The organism is Paenibacillus sp. S-38 (genome assembly GCF_049942825.1).
In the GTDB taxonomy this organism is placed as follows: domain Bacteria; phylum Bacillota; class Bacilli; order Paenibacillales; family NBRC-103111; genus Paenibacillus_G.
This window is the reverse complement of the sequence record NZ_CP187970.1, coordinates 3,933,646-3,950,496: the sequence shown is the minus strand read 5'-3', so window position 1 is coordinate 3,950,496 and position 16,851 is coordinate 3,933,646. Positions and strand designations below refer to the sequence as shown.

The following is a 16,851-nucleotide window of genomic DNA, read 5'->3' as shown; positions in this document are numbered from 1 at the left end:
CTTTTACCTCACCTTTATAACTGGACGGGGCGTCAGCGGGGCATTCCAAGCCTCTTTGAGTTCTTCTAGAGCATACTCTTTTATCTCAATTTTTAGCTTTCCCCCAGCGGCCATTTCAAAAACTTCTTTGACTACGGACAGCATATCCGCTTTAGAAACACTCTTACCTCCGCTGCCAATGAGTTCGATTGTTGATGAGCGCAGAATTGATGAAGGTAAATCAATGCTTTCTTGGCCGGATGAAGTCCCGATGCTTACAAAACGAGTTGCGCGATCCGTATTCGTATTAGCAATAGCTGTCATGATGGCAAATGCGCTGTCGCCCCAAAGATAATCCAATACAACATCAACGCCATCGGCAACAACGGGCATTAGGGCGTTTTCAAACCTTGTTTGCCCGTTGTCGACGGTCATATCGAATGCAATAGCCTCATCGGCTTCAAGTGTTCCCAGCTTCGATTCATTGCGTCCCGTTACAATGATCTTCTTGGCCCCCAGGCCCTTAGCGATCTGAACTGCTAAACTTCCGGATGCACCAGTAGCTCCATTAATCAAGACGGTTTGGCCAGACTTGAAGCCGGCTCTAAATACCAATGCAGCCCATGAGGACATAGCCGGGTTGGCAATAGCGGCGGCAGTAAGATCATCAATACCATCTGGCAAACGGACCGTCAGCTTCTCGCCCACAATGGTTTGCTCAGCCAAACTGCCATAGGGTGCTGCAGGCAGCGCAAAGTAAACGCGGGTCCCGTCTTCCAAAGTTCCAACTCCGTCCATACCAGCTACAATTGGAAAGTTGCCATCAGATGAGTAGTGCATACCCATGGAACGGAACTTGCTAACCCGACTCAAGGCTGCTGCCGAAACGTTAATTAATACTTCTCCATCTGTCGCAACGGGGGAATCAAAATGGCCTATTACGGGGATTGCCCCTTTTTCCTTTACGATGGCTGCCCTCATTGTTATTATGCCCTTCTTTCGCTTTAGATTATGTGCATATTGCACATAAAATAAGTGTAACACAAATTGTGTGCAATATGCACATTTTTTTGTAAAGCCATATCCGAGCATTTTTTGGCGATGAAGTAGAGGTCTATTGCCACCGGAAAGAAAACCACAAGGAGGGAGACCCCCGAAAATTATTGATAAGACAAACCTAAATTCCTAATTTGTACACCTTGAAAAGAAAAGGAAACAAAAATACCATAAAATAGTATACATATACACCTATAACCATCAATTGAAAATAACGGCGAACAAGGACGACGAAGGCTGGCATTATATCTAAAACAAGGGAGTGCACGCTTCAAATGACCCGTTTGAAACGAAGAACGCTTTTTCCCCTAACCCATCCGCAGAGCCGAATTTGGTATACGGAAAATAAATACCCCCAGTCGAATTTGAATCTGATCGTGGTCAGCAGCGAGACCGAACAGGCCGTCCGGTTCGATGTCATGGAACAGGCCATCCGTAAGTTTATCCGGAGTCAGGACAGCCTGCGCATCCGGCTGATCCGGGTGGACGGTGAGATCAGGCAGTATATGGACGAAGAGACGGATCTGCAGCCGGTGGAACGAGTAAAGCTCGACCGCCCGGCCGGCGCCGAAGATCCGCTGAATGCTCTCGCATCCCGTAAGGAAGCGTTCCAGACGGACCTGTTTAACTGTGAACTGTTCAAAATTTATTTTTATGAAATCGGAGAGCGAAGGGGGTTTATAGCGAAATTTCATCACCTCATTGCGGACGGCTGGTCGGCCACTTTATTCCTTGACTTTATCTGGAATGAATATCTCCGCACTGCCGGCCAGGCGGCCCGTGAAGATCAGCTCCCTCAAGTACCTCAAGTTCCTCAAGCACTTCCAGTACCCGTCCCCCAAGGCTCTTACCTGCGGTATATGGAGAACGAACGAAGCTATATGAACTCCAGCCGGCAGGCAAAGAGCAGCAGCTTTTGGCTGAACACCTTCACGCCGCTGCCGGAGAAGCTCCCCGCTCCGAACGATTCCACCGCTGCGAGAAGAAGTTACTTTCTCCTCTCGGATGAGCAGGATGCGGGCATACGGAAATTCATTCAGGACAGCGATATTTCGATTCCCTCCTTTTTCATGACGGTCCTCTATATGTACCTCAGCCACGTGCAGCAGTGCACCGATCTTGTCTTGGGTACGCCCGTATTCAACCGGTCCAGCAGGGAAGAGCGGGCCATGTTCGGTATGTGTACGAGCACGATGCCAGTCAGACTCACAAGCGATGCCGACGTGCCTCTCCGCAGGCTGTTCAGCTCCGTTCACAAAGAACTGAGGCGCTGTTATTTTCACCAGAAATATCCCTATGATCTCCTGATTCCTTCGCTGAAGAAACATCATCCCGAACTGAATCAATTGTTCGAATATGGCCTTAATTTCTTGAACTACCGCTTCATTCCGGAGCTGAACGGAATCCCTATCGTGACCAACTGGCATCATACCGGAGAGCAAACCGAATCCCTGTCGTTACTGATCGGGGAGCGGCATGAGCGGAAGCTCATGGTTATGTACGACTACAAAACGGAGATGTTCACAGAGCAAGACATCATCCTAATGAATGAGCGCATTCAGTTCCTTATCGATCAGCTGCTTAAGAACGGTGAACTCCGGCTGAAGGATATCGATATCATGCACAAGGAAGAAAGAAAGCGGATTCTTCACGAATTTAATGAAACTTCCAAGCCTTATCCTTCAGACCAGACGGTGGTGTCTTTGTTCGAACAGCAGGTGGAGCGATCGCCGGATGCGACGGCTGCCGTATACCAGGACCGGAAGCTTACGTACCGGGAGCTCAATGCGAGGGCGAACCGGCTGGCTTGGAGGCTCAGAGCCGAAGGCGTGCGGGCCGGCAGCGTAGTTGCGCTCATGGCTCACCGCTCGCTGGATATGCTGGCCGGCCTGTATGGCATCTTGAAGGCCGGCGCAGCCTACCTGCCGCTCGATCCGGGCTATCCGCAGGAGCGCATCCGCTACATGCTGGAGGACAGCGGGGCCGGGCTGCTGCTCGGTTCGTCCGAGTCCCTGGACGGCGTCCCTTTCGAAGGGATCGTTCTGGACCTCAGCGATGAAGCGGATGACGGCCTGCCGGAAGGGAATCCGGAGCCGGCCGGCGGCCCGGGAGATCTCGCTTACGTGATCTATACCTCGGGGTCCACGGGAAGGCCGAAGGGAGTCATGATCGAGCATCAGGCCTTGGTCAACCGCTTGGCCTGGATGCAGAACCGCTACCCGCTGCAGGCCCATGACGTGATCCTGCAGAAGACGCCGCTTAGCTTCGACGTCTCCGTATGGGAGTTGTTCTGGTGGTCGCTCTACGGTGCGGGCGTGTGCCTCCTGGAGCCTGGCGGGGAGAAAGACCCGGCCGTGTTTACACAGACTATTGCTGCCCACGGCGTCACGGTGCTTCATTTTGTGCCTTCCATGTTGAATGCCTGGCTCGGGCATATGGAAACGGCGGGGAACCCGGCGGAGCTTGCCGGCGTCAAGCGGGTATTTGCGAGCGGCGAAGCGCTTAACAAGAGGCAGGTGGACCGGTTTTACCGCATCGCCGGCGAACACGGGACGGCCTTGGTGAATTTATATGGTCCGACCGAGGCTGCGGTGGATGTGACTTATTTTGACTGCACACCGGGACTGGAGCGAATTCCGATCGGACGGCCGATCGATAACACCCGGCTGTACATCGTAGATGAAGACCGGCAGCTGAGGCCAATCGGTGTTCCGGGAGAGCTCTGTATCGCCGGTGCGGGACTTGCACGCGGCTATCTGGGCCGGCCGGAGCTGACCCAAGAGAAATTCGTGGAGAATCCCTTCGAGCCCGGGGAGCGGATGTACCGGACGGGCGACCTGGCCAGGTGGCTGCCGGACGGGAATGTGGAGTATATCGGCCGGATGGATCACCAGGTCAAAATCCGCGGCTACCGCATCGAGCTCGGTGAAGTGGAAGCGCAGCTGCTTCAAGTGGAGGATGTCACGGAAGCGGTGGTGATCGCAAGAGAGGACAAGCTGGGCCAGAAGCAGCTCTGCGCGTATTACGTAGCGGCCCGGGAGCTTGCTTCAAGTGAAATCCGCAGCCGCCTGTCGGCTGTACTGCCGGGGCACATGATCCCTGCCCATCTGATCCAGCTGCCCGGCATGCCGTTAACCGTCAACGGCAAGCTCGACCGCAAAGCACTGCCTGCACCAGGCGGCCGCAGGCAGACCGGTGTGGAGTATGCGGCGCCCCGGACGCCGGAAGAGCATTTGCTCGTGTCGGTATGGAAGTCGGTCCTCGGAGCGGAGCGAATCGGAGTCAAGGACAGCTTCTTTGAACTGGGAGGGGATTCGATCCAATCCCTCCAAGTGATCTCCAAGCTGTATCCCGCCGGCTATAAGCTGGACATGAAGGATGTATTCCATTATCCGACACTGGAGCAGATGAGCACCAGATTAACGCCGGTTACCCGCCTGGCGGATCAGGGGGAAGTTACCGGCGGGATCCGCCCGACGCCTGTGATTGCAAGGTTCATGGAGCTGGCGAAGGAGTCCATTCATCACTATAACCAGAGCCTCTTCTTGTTCCGGCCGGAACGGTTCGAGGAAGCCGCGCTGCGGCTAACCCTGCAGGGGATCGTCACGCATCACGATGCCCTGCGCATGGTCATGAGGCAGGATGAGCAGGAGAATACGCTGTGGATTCGGGGCGCGGAGGAAGGAGAGCTCTTCCAGCTGGAGGTTATCGATTGCAGAGGGGAAGCGTCTGCAGGGAATAAGATCGAAGCGAAGGCAGCGGAACTGCAGAGCGGCTTCAACCTGAGCACCGGTCCGTTAATGAAGGTGGCGCTGTTCCGATGTGGGGATGGCGACCATTTGCTCATCGTTATTCATCATTTGGCGGTCGACGGGTACTCCTGGAGGATTGTGCTCGAGGATCTCGCCAAAGGGTACCAACAGGCTCTTCTCGGTGCGGAACCGGTACTGCCGCTCAAAACTGATTCGTTCCAGGTCTGGTCGGAGCAGCTTGCGGCCTATGCGGACTCTGAAGCTCTGCTGGAGGAGCTCATCTATTGGCAGGAGGTGGACCGCACTCCGGTTAGAGCACTGCCCAAGGATATGCAGCAGGCGGTCCCGCGGGTTCAAGACAGCGAAGCTCTCACGGTGGAGTGGTCGGTGGAAGAAACGGAGCTTCTGCTCAAAGAAGCGCAGCGGGCCTACAACACCGAAGTGAACGATCTGCTGTTAACGGCGCTGGGCATCGCTGTCGGGGAATGGAGCGGGCACCAGGAAGTCATGGTCGATCTGGAGGGACACGGCCGGGAAGCCCATCTTCAGGATACCGATATTTCCAGAACGGTAGGATGGTTCACGAGCATTTTCCCCGTCGTGCTCAGGAACGAAGCGGAGCTTCCCCTGTCGCAGCGGATCAAGAGGGTGAAGGAGCAGCTGCGAGGCGTACCGGGCAAGGGAGTGGGGTATGGGCTCCTGAGGTATTTATCAACGGACAAAGAGCAGCGGGGGTTATGTGCTAAACCGGAGATCAGCTTCAACTATCTGGGGCAGTTCGATCCGAATTTGCAACATCATGGGCTGAATCTCAAGGTATCGCCCTATGCCAGCGGCAGCCTGGTCGGCGGGAATGCCGAACGACCGTACACCCTGGATTTCCAGGGCGCGGTAGCTTCAGGCCGTCTGTCGCTGACGATCAGCTACAGCTCCAAGCAGTACCGCAGCACGTCGATTGGGCGCTTGGCCGAACGGCTGCAGACGGCACTTCGCGAAGTGCTCGACCACTGCATGGAGAGGGAGTACTCCGAACTCACACCGAGCGATCTGTTAATCAAGGATATGACGCTGGAAGAGGTAGAGGAGCTGACGGTACAGTACCGGCCTTATGGTGAACTCGAGAATGTGTACCCGTTGACCCCGATGCAAAAAGGCATGCTGTTCCATTCTCTCCTCGGCGGACAGCCCGGCGCCTATGTAGAGCAAGTCAGCCTCCAGCTGCAGGGAAGCCTCGATATCGAGCTCCTCCGCAGAAGCTGGATGGCGGTGACCCGGCGGCACGATGTGCTGAGAACGAACTTCTACGGCAGCGGAAGGGAAGAACCGGTGCAGCTGGTATTCCGGGCGAAGGAGATCCCCTTCCAGTATGAGGATATCCGCGGCATGAACGTGATCGAGCGGGCAGCGTATGCAGAGGATTGGATCGCCCGGGACCGGGCCAGAGGCTTCGAGCTCAGCAGGGATCCGTTGATGCGGGTCGCCGTTCTGCGCAAGGAAGACGCGGCGTATCAGATACTGTGGAGCCATCATCATATTCTTCTCGATGGCTGGTGTCTGCCTTTGATATTCCGCGAGCTCTTCTCTCTCTACGCTTGTTATCTCAAGGGAAACGAGCCTGAACTCCCTCCGGCCGTGCCGTATCGCCGGTATCTCTCGTGGCTGGAGCAGAGGGACGTGGAAGCGGCGGAGAAGTACTGGATGGCCTACCTAGAGGGATATGAGGGCTCGTCGTCCCTGCCGAAGCGGGCTGCCGATGAAGCGCAGCAGTCCGCTTACGATCCGAAAGTGTACAAAACCGGATTCGGCAGGGATTTGACGGAGCGGATGAATGGGACCGCCCGGCGTAACGGCGTGACCTTGAATACCCTTTTGCAAACCGCTTGGGCCGTGCTGCTGCAAATGTATACCGGGAGGCAGGATGTGGTCTTCGGGAGCGTGGTCTCGGGAAGACCGCCGGAAATTCCGGGGATCGAAGCGATAGTCGGTCTTTGTATCAATACGATCCCAGTCCGCATCGTGTGCCGGATGGAGGAAAGCTTCTCCGAAGCCATGCGCAGAACGCAGGAACAGGCTCTCGGTTCCGAGGCTTACCATGCTTATCCGCTGTACGAGATCCAGGCCAAGCTTCCGCAGAATGGGGCGCTGATCGACCACATTCTTGTCTTCGAGAACTACCCGCTGGCCGAAGGACTCAGCTCCTTGGGGGAACAGCTGGGTATCCATCTGACATTTGGAGACATCACGGTGCGGGAGCAAACCCATTACGATCTGAACCTCATCGTGCTTCCGGGCGAAGAGCTGACGGTCCAATTTCAATTCAACGGCAAGGTCTACGAGGAACAGGCTATAGAGAGAATGGCCGGACACCTGGTCCACATCCTGGAGCAAGTGGTGGACGACCCGCACCGGGCTGTCGGTGACCTTGAGCTGATGACGCAGCAGGAGATCCTCCTGCAGCAGGAATCCTTCAACAACACGGCAGCCCCTTATCCGAAGGAGAAGACCGTTCATGCGCTGTTCCGGGAGCAGGCGGAGAAGACGCCGGATGCCCTTGCGGTGGTCTCGGACGGGGAAGCCGCGACCTACCGCGAGTTGAACGAACAGTCGAATAGGTTGGCGCGGTTCCTTCAGAGCAAGGGCGTCGGACGGGAAAGTATCGTTGCTCTGCAGATGCCCCGTTCCCTGCGCTATATTCAGTTTGTGCTGGGGGTGCTTAAGGCGGGGGGTGCGATTCTGCCCATCGACCCGTCAACGCCGGCCGAGCGCATACGGCACATGCTGAGCGATAGCAGCCCTGCACTCGTAGTTACGGATCTTCCACTGACAGAAGCGATCCTTGGCGACGCAGAGGCAGTGACGGCAGAGGAAGCGATCTCCCGTTCGAGAACGCTGCCGTCAACGGATCTGGCTATAGGTGCCAGCTCAGGCTCGGGCGATGCCCTGTATGTGATCTATACGTCAGGATCGACGGGAACCCCGAAGGGGGTGCTGATCGAGCACCGGACCCTGATCAATTTGCTGCAGTGGCAGCAGGACAGCATCCCCGTGGAGGCAGGGGCTTCGAAGGTTCTTCAGTTCGCTGCGATGGGCTTCGATGTCTGCTACCAGGAGATATTCACGGCGCTTCTTGGAGGCGCCGAGCTGCATCTGGTCGGAGAAGACCGGAAGCGGCAGCCGGAGGAGTTCGCCCAAGCTGTTGTAAGCAGCGGCGTCGATATCGTCTTCCTTCCTACCGCTTATCTCAAATTTTTGGCTTCAGAGAAGCGGTATCTGAAGGCGCTGTCCCAAGGGCGGGTGCGGCACATCGTTGTGGCCGGAGAGCAGCTCGTGATTCATCCGAACCTGCGCGCTTACCTGCTGGAGCATGAAGTGACTTTGCATAATCATTACGGCCCATCCGAAACCCATGTGGTGACCTCCCACAGGATGCAGGGCAAGGACCCGCTTCTCCCGAACCTGCCGCCGATCGGCAAACCCATAGCCAACACCAGCCTCTTCATTATCGGCCGGAACGGGCGCCTGCTGCCTGCAGGAGCGGCAGGGGAGCTGTGCATCGGCGGAGCCGGTCTCGCACGCGGGTACGTCAACCGCGCCGAGCTGACGGCCGAGAAGTTTGTGAATCATCCGCTTCAGGCCGGTGAGCGCGTGTACCGTACAGGCGATTTGGCGCGGTGGCTGCCGGACGGCTCGCTGGAATACTTGGGCCGCATGGACCATCAAGTGAAGATCCGGGGATACCGGATTGAGCTTGGCGAGGTGGAAGCCCGGCTGCTGGACATCGCCCCTGTCACCGAAGCGGTAGTTTTGGCTTTGGACGATGAAGAAGGAGCGAAGTACCTGTGCGCGTATATTGTGGCGGAATCCGGGCTCACCTCGGGAGACATTAGAAGCGCGTTGGCGGAGGAACTGCCTGCCTATATGATCCCTTCCTTCATCGTACAGCTGGGCAGCCTGCCGCTGACGGTCAACGGCAAGGTGGACCGCAGGGCGCTGCCTAAGCCGGACCAAGCCGTTCGGAGCGAAGCGGTGTACGTGGCTCCGCGCAATGAGACCGAAGACCGGCTTGCGGACATCTGGAAGAGCGTATTGAAGCGCCAGGACATTGGAGTGAGGGACAACTTCTTTGAACTCGGAGGTCATTCCTTATCGGCGGCCAGCTTGACCGGACGCATCTACAAAGAATTGAACAGGGATCTCCCGCTAAGAGAGGTGTTCCGGTATCCGACCATTGAGGGCATGGCCCGGGTGATCGATGCTGCAAGCCGAAGCGGATATACCCCGATCCCCCTTGTGGAGGAGAGAGCGTACTATCCGGTTTCCTCCGCCCAGAAGCGCATCTATCTGGTCAGTCACCTGAATGGCGGCGGGCTGAGCTACAATATGCCGGGGGCTCTGCAGATTGACGGCCCATTGGACCGCCCCCGTGTCCAGGAAGCCTTCCAGCGGATGATCGCCCGCCATGAATCGCTGCGGACCGGATTCGAAATGTTGGACGGGGATGTCATAGCCCGGATCTATGAAGCGGTGCCCTTCTCCGTTGAACTCGTCCCGTTCATGGAGCAGGCGGAACCGGATCTTCTCCGCAGCTTCATCCGGCCGTTCGATCTGTCGCAGGCACCGCTGCTGAGAGCCAGGCTGATCGAGAAGGGGCCGGAGCAGCATCTGCTGCTCTTCGATATGCATCATATCGTCTCGGACGGCGTGTCGCTGAACCTTCTGGCCCGGGAGTTTATTCGGTGCTATCAGGGGCAAGAACTGCCGCCCCTCTCCGTTCAATACAAAGACTATGCGGTCTGGCAGCAGGAGCTGACCGCCCGGCCCGCGATGCAGCCGCACCGGCAGTACTGGATGGACCGTTTCCAGGACGGGGTTCCGGTCTTGGAGCTGCCGACGGACTATCCCCGTCCCCCTGCACAGAGCTTCGAAGGAGATACGGTGATCTTCCGGATCGGCCAAGGGCTGCTGCAAGGGCTGCAGGAGCTGGCCCGGGAGACGGGAACGACGCTGTACATGACGCTGCTCGCAGCCTTCAATGTGCTGCTGTTCAAATATTCAGGGCAGACGGATATCGTGGTAGGCAGCCCGGTGGCCGGCCGCGAGCATCCCGACGTGGATCCGCTCATCGGCATGTTCGTTAACACACTGGCGCTGCGTAACTATCCGGAAGGGGGCAAGACTTTCCGTGCCTTCCTCACCGAAGTAGGCGAGGGGGCGGTGGAAGCGTTCGTCCATCAAGCCTATCCGTTCGAAGAGCTGGTGGAACAGGTGCAGGTGCACAGGGATTTGAGCCGCAGCCCGTTATTCGATGTGATGCTCGTGCTTCAGAATATGGAGCAGGACGAATTGTCAGCTCCGGGACTGACCCTTAGCTCTTATGAGATCGATTCGCGGGTGGTCAAATTCGACCTGACCCTTACGCTGACGGAAGAGCGCGGTGGGCTGCAGGCCAGTCTCGCGTATGCCGTCCGGCTGTTGGAGCGGAAAACGGCGGAGCGGATGGCCACCCACTTTCTTGAGGTGCTGGGGTCTGTGGTGAGCGAGCCGGATCGGCTCCTGGGCGATATTCAGATCATGACGGCCCCGGAGCGGCATGACATTCTGGAAGGTTTCAACCGGACGGAGACCGGGTACCCGCGTGAGCACACGATCCATGCCTTGTTCGAAGAACAGGCGGCGCGGACACCGGATGCGATGGCCGTAACCGATGAGGAAGGCCGGCAGCTGACCTATGCCGAGCTGAATGCCAGGGCGAACCAGGTGGCGAACAAGCTTCGGGGCTGCGGCGTTCTGGCGGATACGATCGTTGGCCTGCTGACGGAGCGCTCACTCGATATGATGGCGGGGATCTTCGGTATTTTGAAGGCGGGAGGGGCTTACCTGCCGGTCGATCCGTCTTATCCGGCGGAGCGCATCCGCTACTTTCTGGAAGACAGCGGGACGAAGGTGCTGCTGACCGGGCAGCCGGCAGCTCAGGAAGCTGCTGCGTTTGACGGCATCGTACTTGATCTGAAGGGCGATGCTTTCAGCGATGAGCCCATGGACAATCTCGTGCCCGTCAGCGGACCGGACCATCTCGCCTACGTCATCTACACGTCCGGATCGACCGGACGGCCGAAGGGCGTCATGATCGAGCACCATTCGGTCATCAACCGGCTGCATTGGATGCAGAAGGAGTACGGGCTCGGCGAAGGAGATCTCGTGCTGCAAAAGACGCCGATCAGCTTCGATGTGTCGGTGTGGGAGCTGTTCTGGTGGTCTTGGTACGGTGCCGGCCTGTGCCTCCTGCCGCCAGGAGGAGAGAAGGACCCGGCCGTCATCGCGGCGGTCATTGCGCGGCAGCGGGTGACCACCATGCACTTCGTGCCGCCCATGCTGGGAGCGTTCCTGGATTATCTGGAAGCCCACCCGGATGAGGTGCCCGGCATGGCTTCCTTGAAGCAGGTGTTCACCAGCGGCCAGGCGCTGCCGAAGCAGCTGGTGGACCGGTTCTACGCCTGCCTTGGCGAAGACGGCATCCGGCTTATGAATTTGTACGGGCCCACCGAAGCGACGGTGGACGTCACTTCGTTCGACTGCATACCGGGGCTGGAACGCATCCCAATCGGCAAGCCGATTGACAATATCCGCCTGTATGTGGTGGATGAGAACCTCCATCTGCTTCCCGTGGGCATTCCCGGCGAGCTGTGCATAGCCGGGGTCGGCCTCGCCAGGGGATATCTGGGCCGGCCGGAGCTTACGGCGGAGAAGTTCGTAGACGATCCGTTCGCAGGGGAAGGACGGATGTATCGGACCGGCGATACGGCCAGATGGCTGCCGGATGGGAATGTGGAGTACCTCGGCCGGATGGACCACCAGGTCAAGATCCGGGGCAACCGGATCGAGCCGGGTGAGATTGAAGAAGCGCTGCTGCGCCATGAGCGAGTTCGGGAAGCGGCCGTGATCGACCGGACCGATGAAACCGGGACGAGCTATCTGGTTGCCTACGTTGCTGTCCAGGGCGAGATAGCGGGATATGAGCTTAGGGCCCATCTGGCCCGGAGCCTGCCGCAGTATATGATTCCTGCCTATTTTGTCACGATGGAACGCCTGCCGCTGACGCCAAACGGCAAGCTGGACCGGAGGGCGCTGCCGGTTCCCGATACGGCGGCGGCAAGGGAGGAAGCCTATGCGGCGCCCCAAAGCAGCACGGAGTGGAAGCTGGCCGCGCTCTGGAGCGAGGTGCTTGGAGCGGAGCAGGTAGGGACCCGGGACAATTTCTTCCAGATGGGCGGGGACTCGATTAAGCTCATTCGCCTGTCCAATCGGATTCATCAGGTGTTCGGGACGGAGGCCCGTCTGAAAGACTTGTATGCCTTCCAGACCATTGGCGAGTTTGCCCGCTGCATGGAGGAGCCCGGAACCGGCAGCGAGCCAGAGGAGATGGAGCTGGCGCGGGGGCTGGGGCTCATCGGAGCCCTTCAGGATCGGCTCCGGGATGAACCGGCGATGCAGCAGTATCTGCTGCAGGGAATCGAGGATTTCTACCCTCTGAGCAAAATCCAGCAGAGTATGGTCTACTACTCGAAGCTGAAGCCGAGTGAGCCGATCTATCACGACCAGTTCTTCTTCACCGCGCGGATTCACCGGTTGGATGCGGGATGGATCCGGCAAACGACCCTCACGCTGATGGGCAGGCATGCCATCCTCCGGACCGTGTTTGACACCGTCCGGTTCTCCGAGCCTCTTCAGCTGGTGTACAAGCAGGTGGAGCCGGATCTGTCGGTAGAGGACATCATGCACTTGTCCGTAGAGGCCCAGCGGCAGTATATCGAAGAGCGGCGGCATGCCGATCTGGCCGACAAGTACTTGACGGATGACCGGCTGCTGTGGAGGCTTCGGGTGTTCCGAATTGGAGCGGAGGAGGCGGTGATCCTGCTGTCCTTCCATCACGCAGCGCTTGACGGCTGGAGCGTGGCTGTGTTCCAGCAGGAGTTTATGGAACTGTACAACCGGCTCGCCGAGGCTCAGCAGGATGCCCTTCCGGAATCCTTCGAGCTGCCTCCGCTCCGCACCTCGTACAAGGAATACGTGGCGCTGAACGCTTACAAGCAAGCGGACGAAAAGACGGCGGAGTTCTGGAGAGCGTTCCTCGCCGGGAGCACGCGCGGCAAGCTGCCGTTCAATATGGCGCGCAAACCGCGCTCAAGCACGGCGCCAAGCGCCATGATTAATAAAACGGTGGACCCCGGGCTCGTACGCAGGCTGGAGGAGGGGGCCCGAGCTTATGGCTGCACCGTGAGAGACTTGTGTCTCGGCGCCCATCTTTACCTGCTGCGCATCATCACGACCGAGGCGGATATCGTGACGGGCGTCGTCTCCCATGATCGTCCGGCTGTGGACGACGGGGACCGTATGCTCGGCTGCTTCCTGAATTCGCTTCCGATGCGGATGCGCATCGGCAAGCGAGAGAGCAAGCAGGGGCTGCTCCGCCAGGTTGCGGATACCCTCTACCGGATGAAGGCCCATGAAGTGTTCCTTAGCGATATTGCGCGAATGACCGGAGAAAGGTCCGATCCGTCCCTTAACCCGATTTTTGACACGTTGTTCAACTATACGGACTTCCATGTGTTGAATTTCCGTGCGGCCGGCGACGGCATCCGCCCGGAGGAAGCGGCAGGGCTTGAAATGGAAAGTGCCGAGATGACCAACACGTTGCTGGATGTCGAAGTGCACCGGAGCAGCGGGCACATGAATGTGCAGATCAAGTATGCGCCGAGCTACTTCTATGACCAGGATATGGAGACGGTGTTCACGCTCTATGTACGGATTCTGGAGGAGCTGTGCGACGAGACGGATCCGGTTTTGGGCAGCGGGGCATTGATCCTGACGGAGAAGGAGACCCGGATGCTCCGCGAATGGAATGCTCCGGTGCACGAGCTTGCGGCAGCCTGCACGGAGGGCAAGACGCTGCACGGGCTGTTCGAGGAGCAGGCGGCGAGAACGCCGGACCATGCGGCAGTCCGGCATGGAGGCCGGACGCTGACCTATGCCCGGTTGGAGGCGGAGGCGAACCGGCTGGCGCGGCATTTGGCGCGGCAAGGCGTGCGCAGCGGGGATCATGTGGCCCTGGTGGCCGGGCGCGGAGCCGGCATGATCACCGGGATGCTCGCCATCCTCAAGGCAGGAGCGGCCTACGTGCCGGTAGACCCGGAATACCCGCCGGGCCGCAAGGCGTATATTCTGCAGAACGCGGAAGCGGCGGCGGTGCTGGCCGACCGCGCTTACCCGGATCTTGCGCATGAACGGGTCATCCTCATGCACGATGAGGGGATCGCCGGGGAAAGTGCCGAGCCGCTGAGGCTTGCGAAGGACAGCGGGGAGCTGGCCTATATCATCTACACCTCCGGCTCCACTGGCACGCCGAAGGGCGTGATGATCGAACACCGCAGCGCCGTCAACCTGGTCTCCTGGGTCAACCGGCGGTTCGCGGTCGGCGGGGAAGACCGCCTGCTGTTCATCACCTCGATGTGCTTCGACTTGTCCGTCTACGATATTTTCGGGATGCTCGCGGCCGGGGGAACCGTTGTCGTGGCGGAACGCGAGGAGGTGCTGGAGCCAGGCGCGCTGCTGAGGCTGATGGAAGCCGAGAACGTCACCTTCTGGGATTCGGTGCCGACGACGATGAACCATTTTATTCATCATCTGGAAGAAGGTCCGGCAGCGGCTTCGCTTCCGGCGGGATTGCGTCTGGTCTTCCTGAGCGGGGACTGGATTCCGGTGACGCTGCCCGGGCGGATCCGGCAGCTGTTCCCGCTGGCGGAAGTGATCTCGCTGGGGGGAGCGACGGAAGGGACCGTGTGGTCGAACTACTATCCGGTGGGGGAAGTCAGCCTTGATCAGAGCAGCATCCCGTACGGCCGGCCGATCGGGGGCAACGCCTTCTACATTCTGGACGACGACCGGGAGCCCGTGCCGTGGGGCGTGGTCGGCGAGCTGTATATCGGCGGCGTGGGCGTGGCCCGCGGCTATATGAACGACGAGGCGAAGACCGCGGCGGCGTTCCTCCCGGACCCGTTCCTGCCCGGAGGGGGGCGGATGTACAAGACCGGGGACCTCGGGAGGCTGCTGCCGGACGGGAACATGGAGTTCCTGGGCCGCAAGGACCATCAGGTGAAGATCCGCGGCTACCGGGTGGAGCTGGGCGAGATCGACAGCCGGCTGGCCCGGCACCCGGGGATCCGCGAAGCGGTGGTAGTGGACCGGCTGGACGGACGGGAGCAGCGGTACTTGTGCGCCTACATCGTCCCGTCAGGCGGGCTGACCGTGGCTGCGGTCCGGGACTATCTCGCGGCGGAGCTGCCGTCCTACATGGTGCCGGGAGCCTATGTGTTCCTGGAGGGACTGCCGCTGAACGCGAACGGCAAGGTAGACCGCAAGGCGCTGCCGGAGCCGGGTGAGCTCCAGGATAGCGGATTCAGCCACACTGCGCCTCGGACCCCGGAAGAGCTGAAGCTCGCAGAGATCTGGCAGGAGGTGCTCGGCTTGAAGCGGGTCGGCGTCTATGAGGACTTCTTTGAGATCGGGGGAGATTCGCTGGGAGCGGCCTCGATGGCAGGCAGGATTCAAAAGGAGATGGGGGTTGCGCTTCCGCTGCGCGAAATCTTCCGGCTGCCGACCATTGAGAAGCTGGCCGTTCTTGTTCAAGGCTCGCAGCAGGCCGGCTACGCAGGCATCCCCGTTCTGCCGAACCGGGAATATTATAGGGCGTCTGCTGCGCAGGAATGGATTTATACCCTGAGCACCATGTCGGGCGAAGGGGATGTCTATAACATGCCGCACGTGCTGGAAGTCTCGGGCCAGCTCGATGAGGAGCGGCTGCGTTCCACCTTCCTGAAGCTGATGGAACGTCACGAAACGCTGAGGACCGGGTTCGACATCCGGGAGGAGGACGTGGTGCAGCGTATATATCCGGAGGTGCCTTTCGAGATCGAGCGGCTCCCGTGGAAGCCGGATCAGCGGGAGATGCAGGTGGCGATCTCCCGTTTTATCCGCCCGTTCGATCTCTCGAAGCCGCCGCTGCTTCGCGTAGGGCTAGCCGATCAGCAGAACGGGAAGCACCTCATGATTGTGGACATGCACCATATCATTTCGGACGGCGTGTCCATGCAGATCGTCATGCGGGACTTCCTGCGGCTGTACGCGGGGGAAGAGCTTGCGCCGCTGCCGGTCCAGTATAAGGACTATGCCGCCTGGCAGCGGGAGAGGATGCAGAGCGAGCCTTACCTGCAGCAAAAAGCTTACTGGCTGAAGTCGCTCTCCGGCGAGCTCCGGGGAATAGAGCTTCCGATTGCTTACCCTAGGCCTTCACTGCGAAGCTACGAGGGGGCGCGGTACTCATTCGAGGTGGATTCCGAGGTAAGCGACGGGCTGCGGAGGCTAGCTGCAAGCAGCGGCAGCACGATGTTCATGACGCTCATGGCAGCCTATACGGTTCTGCTGTCCCACTACAGCGGCAGCGAAGATATTATACTGGGGACGCATGTGGCCGGAAGAATATCCGGGGAGCTGGAGGGGATGATCGGCATGTTCGTGGGCACGCTGGCCCTGCGGAATTATCCGCGCAAGGAGCTGACCTTCCGGGAATATGTCCATGAAGTAAGGGAGAATACGCTGGAGGCGTTCGAGAATCAGGAATATCCATTCCCCGAATTGGTAGAGAATCTCGGGATTCGCCGCGATCCGGGCCGTAATCCTTTGTTTGATTTCGTATTTGCTTTCGCCGAGATGGAGTCCGGGAATGCCGAGCTTGACGGCATATCGGTGAGGCCTTATGCCATGGAGCACACGACGACCAAGTTCGATCTGTCTTTAACGATGGAGCTTGATGACACCGGGCTCAGGGGAGCCTTTGAATACAGCACCGCCTTGTTCCCTATGAAATCGATCGAAGCTTTGACCAGAGATTATCTGGAGCTGCTCGCGGGCATCGCATCGAATCCGGACCGGCATTTGGCCGACCTCCAAGTCACTAGGTTTCAGAAAAAGACCGTCCTGCCGCTGGAAACCATCGAACTCATCTTTTAAT

Annotated in this window: 2 protein-coding genes; one reads left to right on the top strand and one right to left on the bottom strand. The window is 58.8% G+C overall.

Annotated features, from left to right (window positions below; genetic code table 11):
* Positions 1-3: 3 nt before the first annotated feature.
* A complete protein-coding gene (locus tag ACP26L_RS17990) occupies positions 4-960 on the bottom strand; it encodes a quinone oxidoreductase family protein (RefSeq protein ID WP_426454581.1) in 957 nt (318 codons plus the stop codon).
* Positions 961-1,310: 350 nt separating this feature from the next.
* On the opposite strand from ACP26L_RS17990, the gene ACP26L_RS17985 reads away from it, so the two are divergent.
* A complete protein-coding gene (locus ACP26L_RS17985) occupies positions 1,311-16,850 on the top strand; it encodes an amino acid adenylation domain-containing protein (protein ID WP_426454579.1) in 15,540 nt (5,179 codons plus the stop codon).
* The last annotated feature ends 1 nt before the right edge of the window (position 16,851 follow it).

Excerpts from the sequence above, each read along its gene's own strand:
- ACP26L_RS17985 (WP_426454579.1), top strand. The coding sequence starts at position 1,311 with ATGACCCGTTTGAAACGAAGAACGCTTTTTCCCCTAACCCATCCGCAG.
- ACP26L_RS17990 (WP_426454581.1), bottom strand. The coding sequence starts at position 960 with ATGAGGGCAGCCATCGTAAAGGAAAAAGGGGCAATCCCCGTAATAGGC.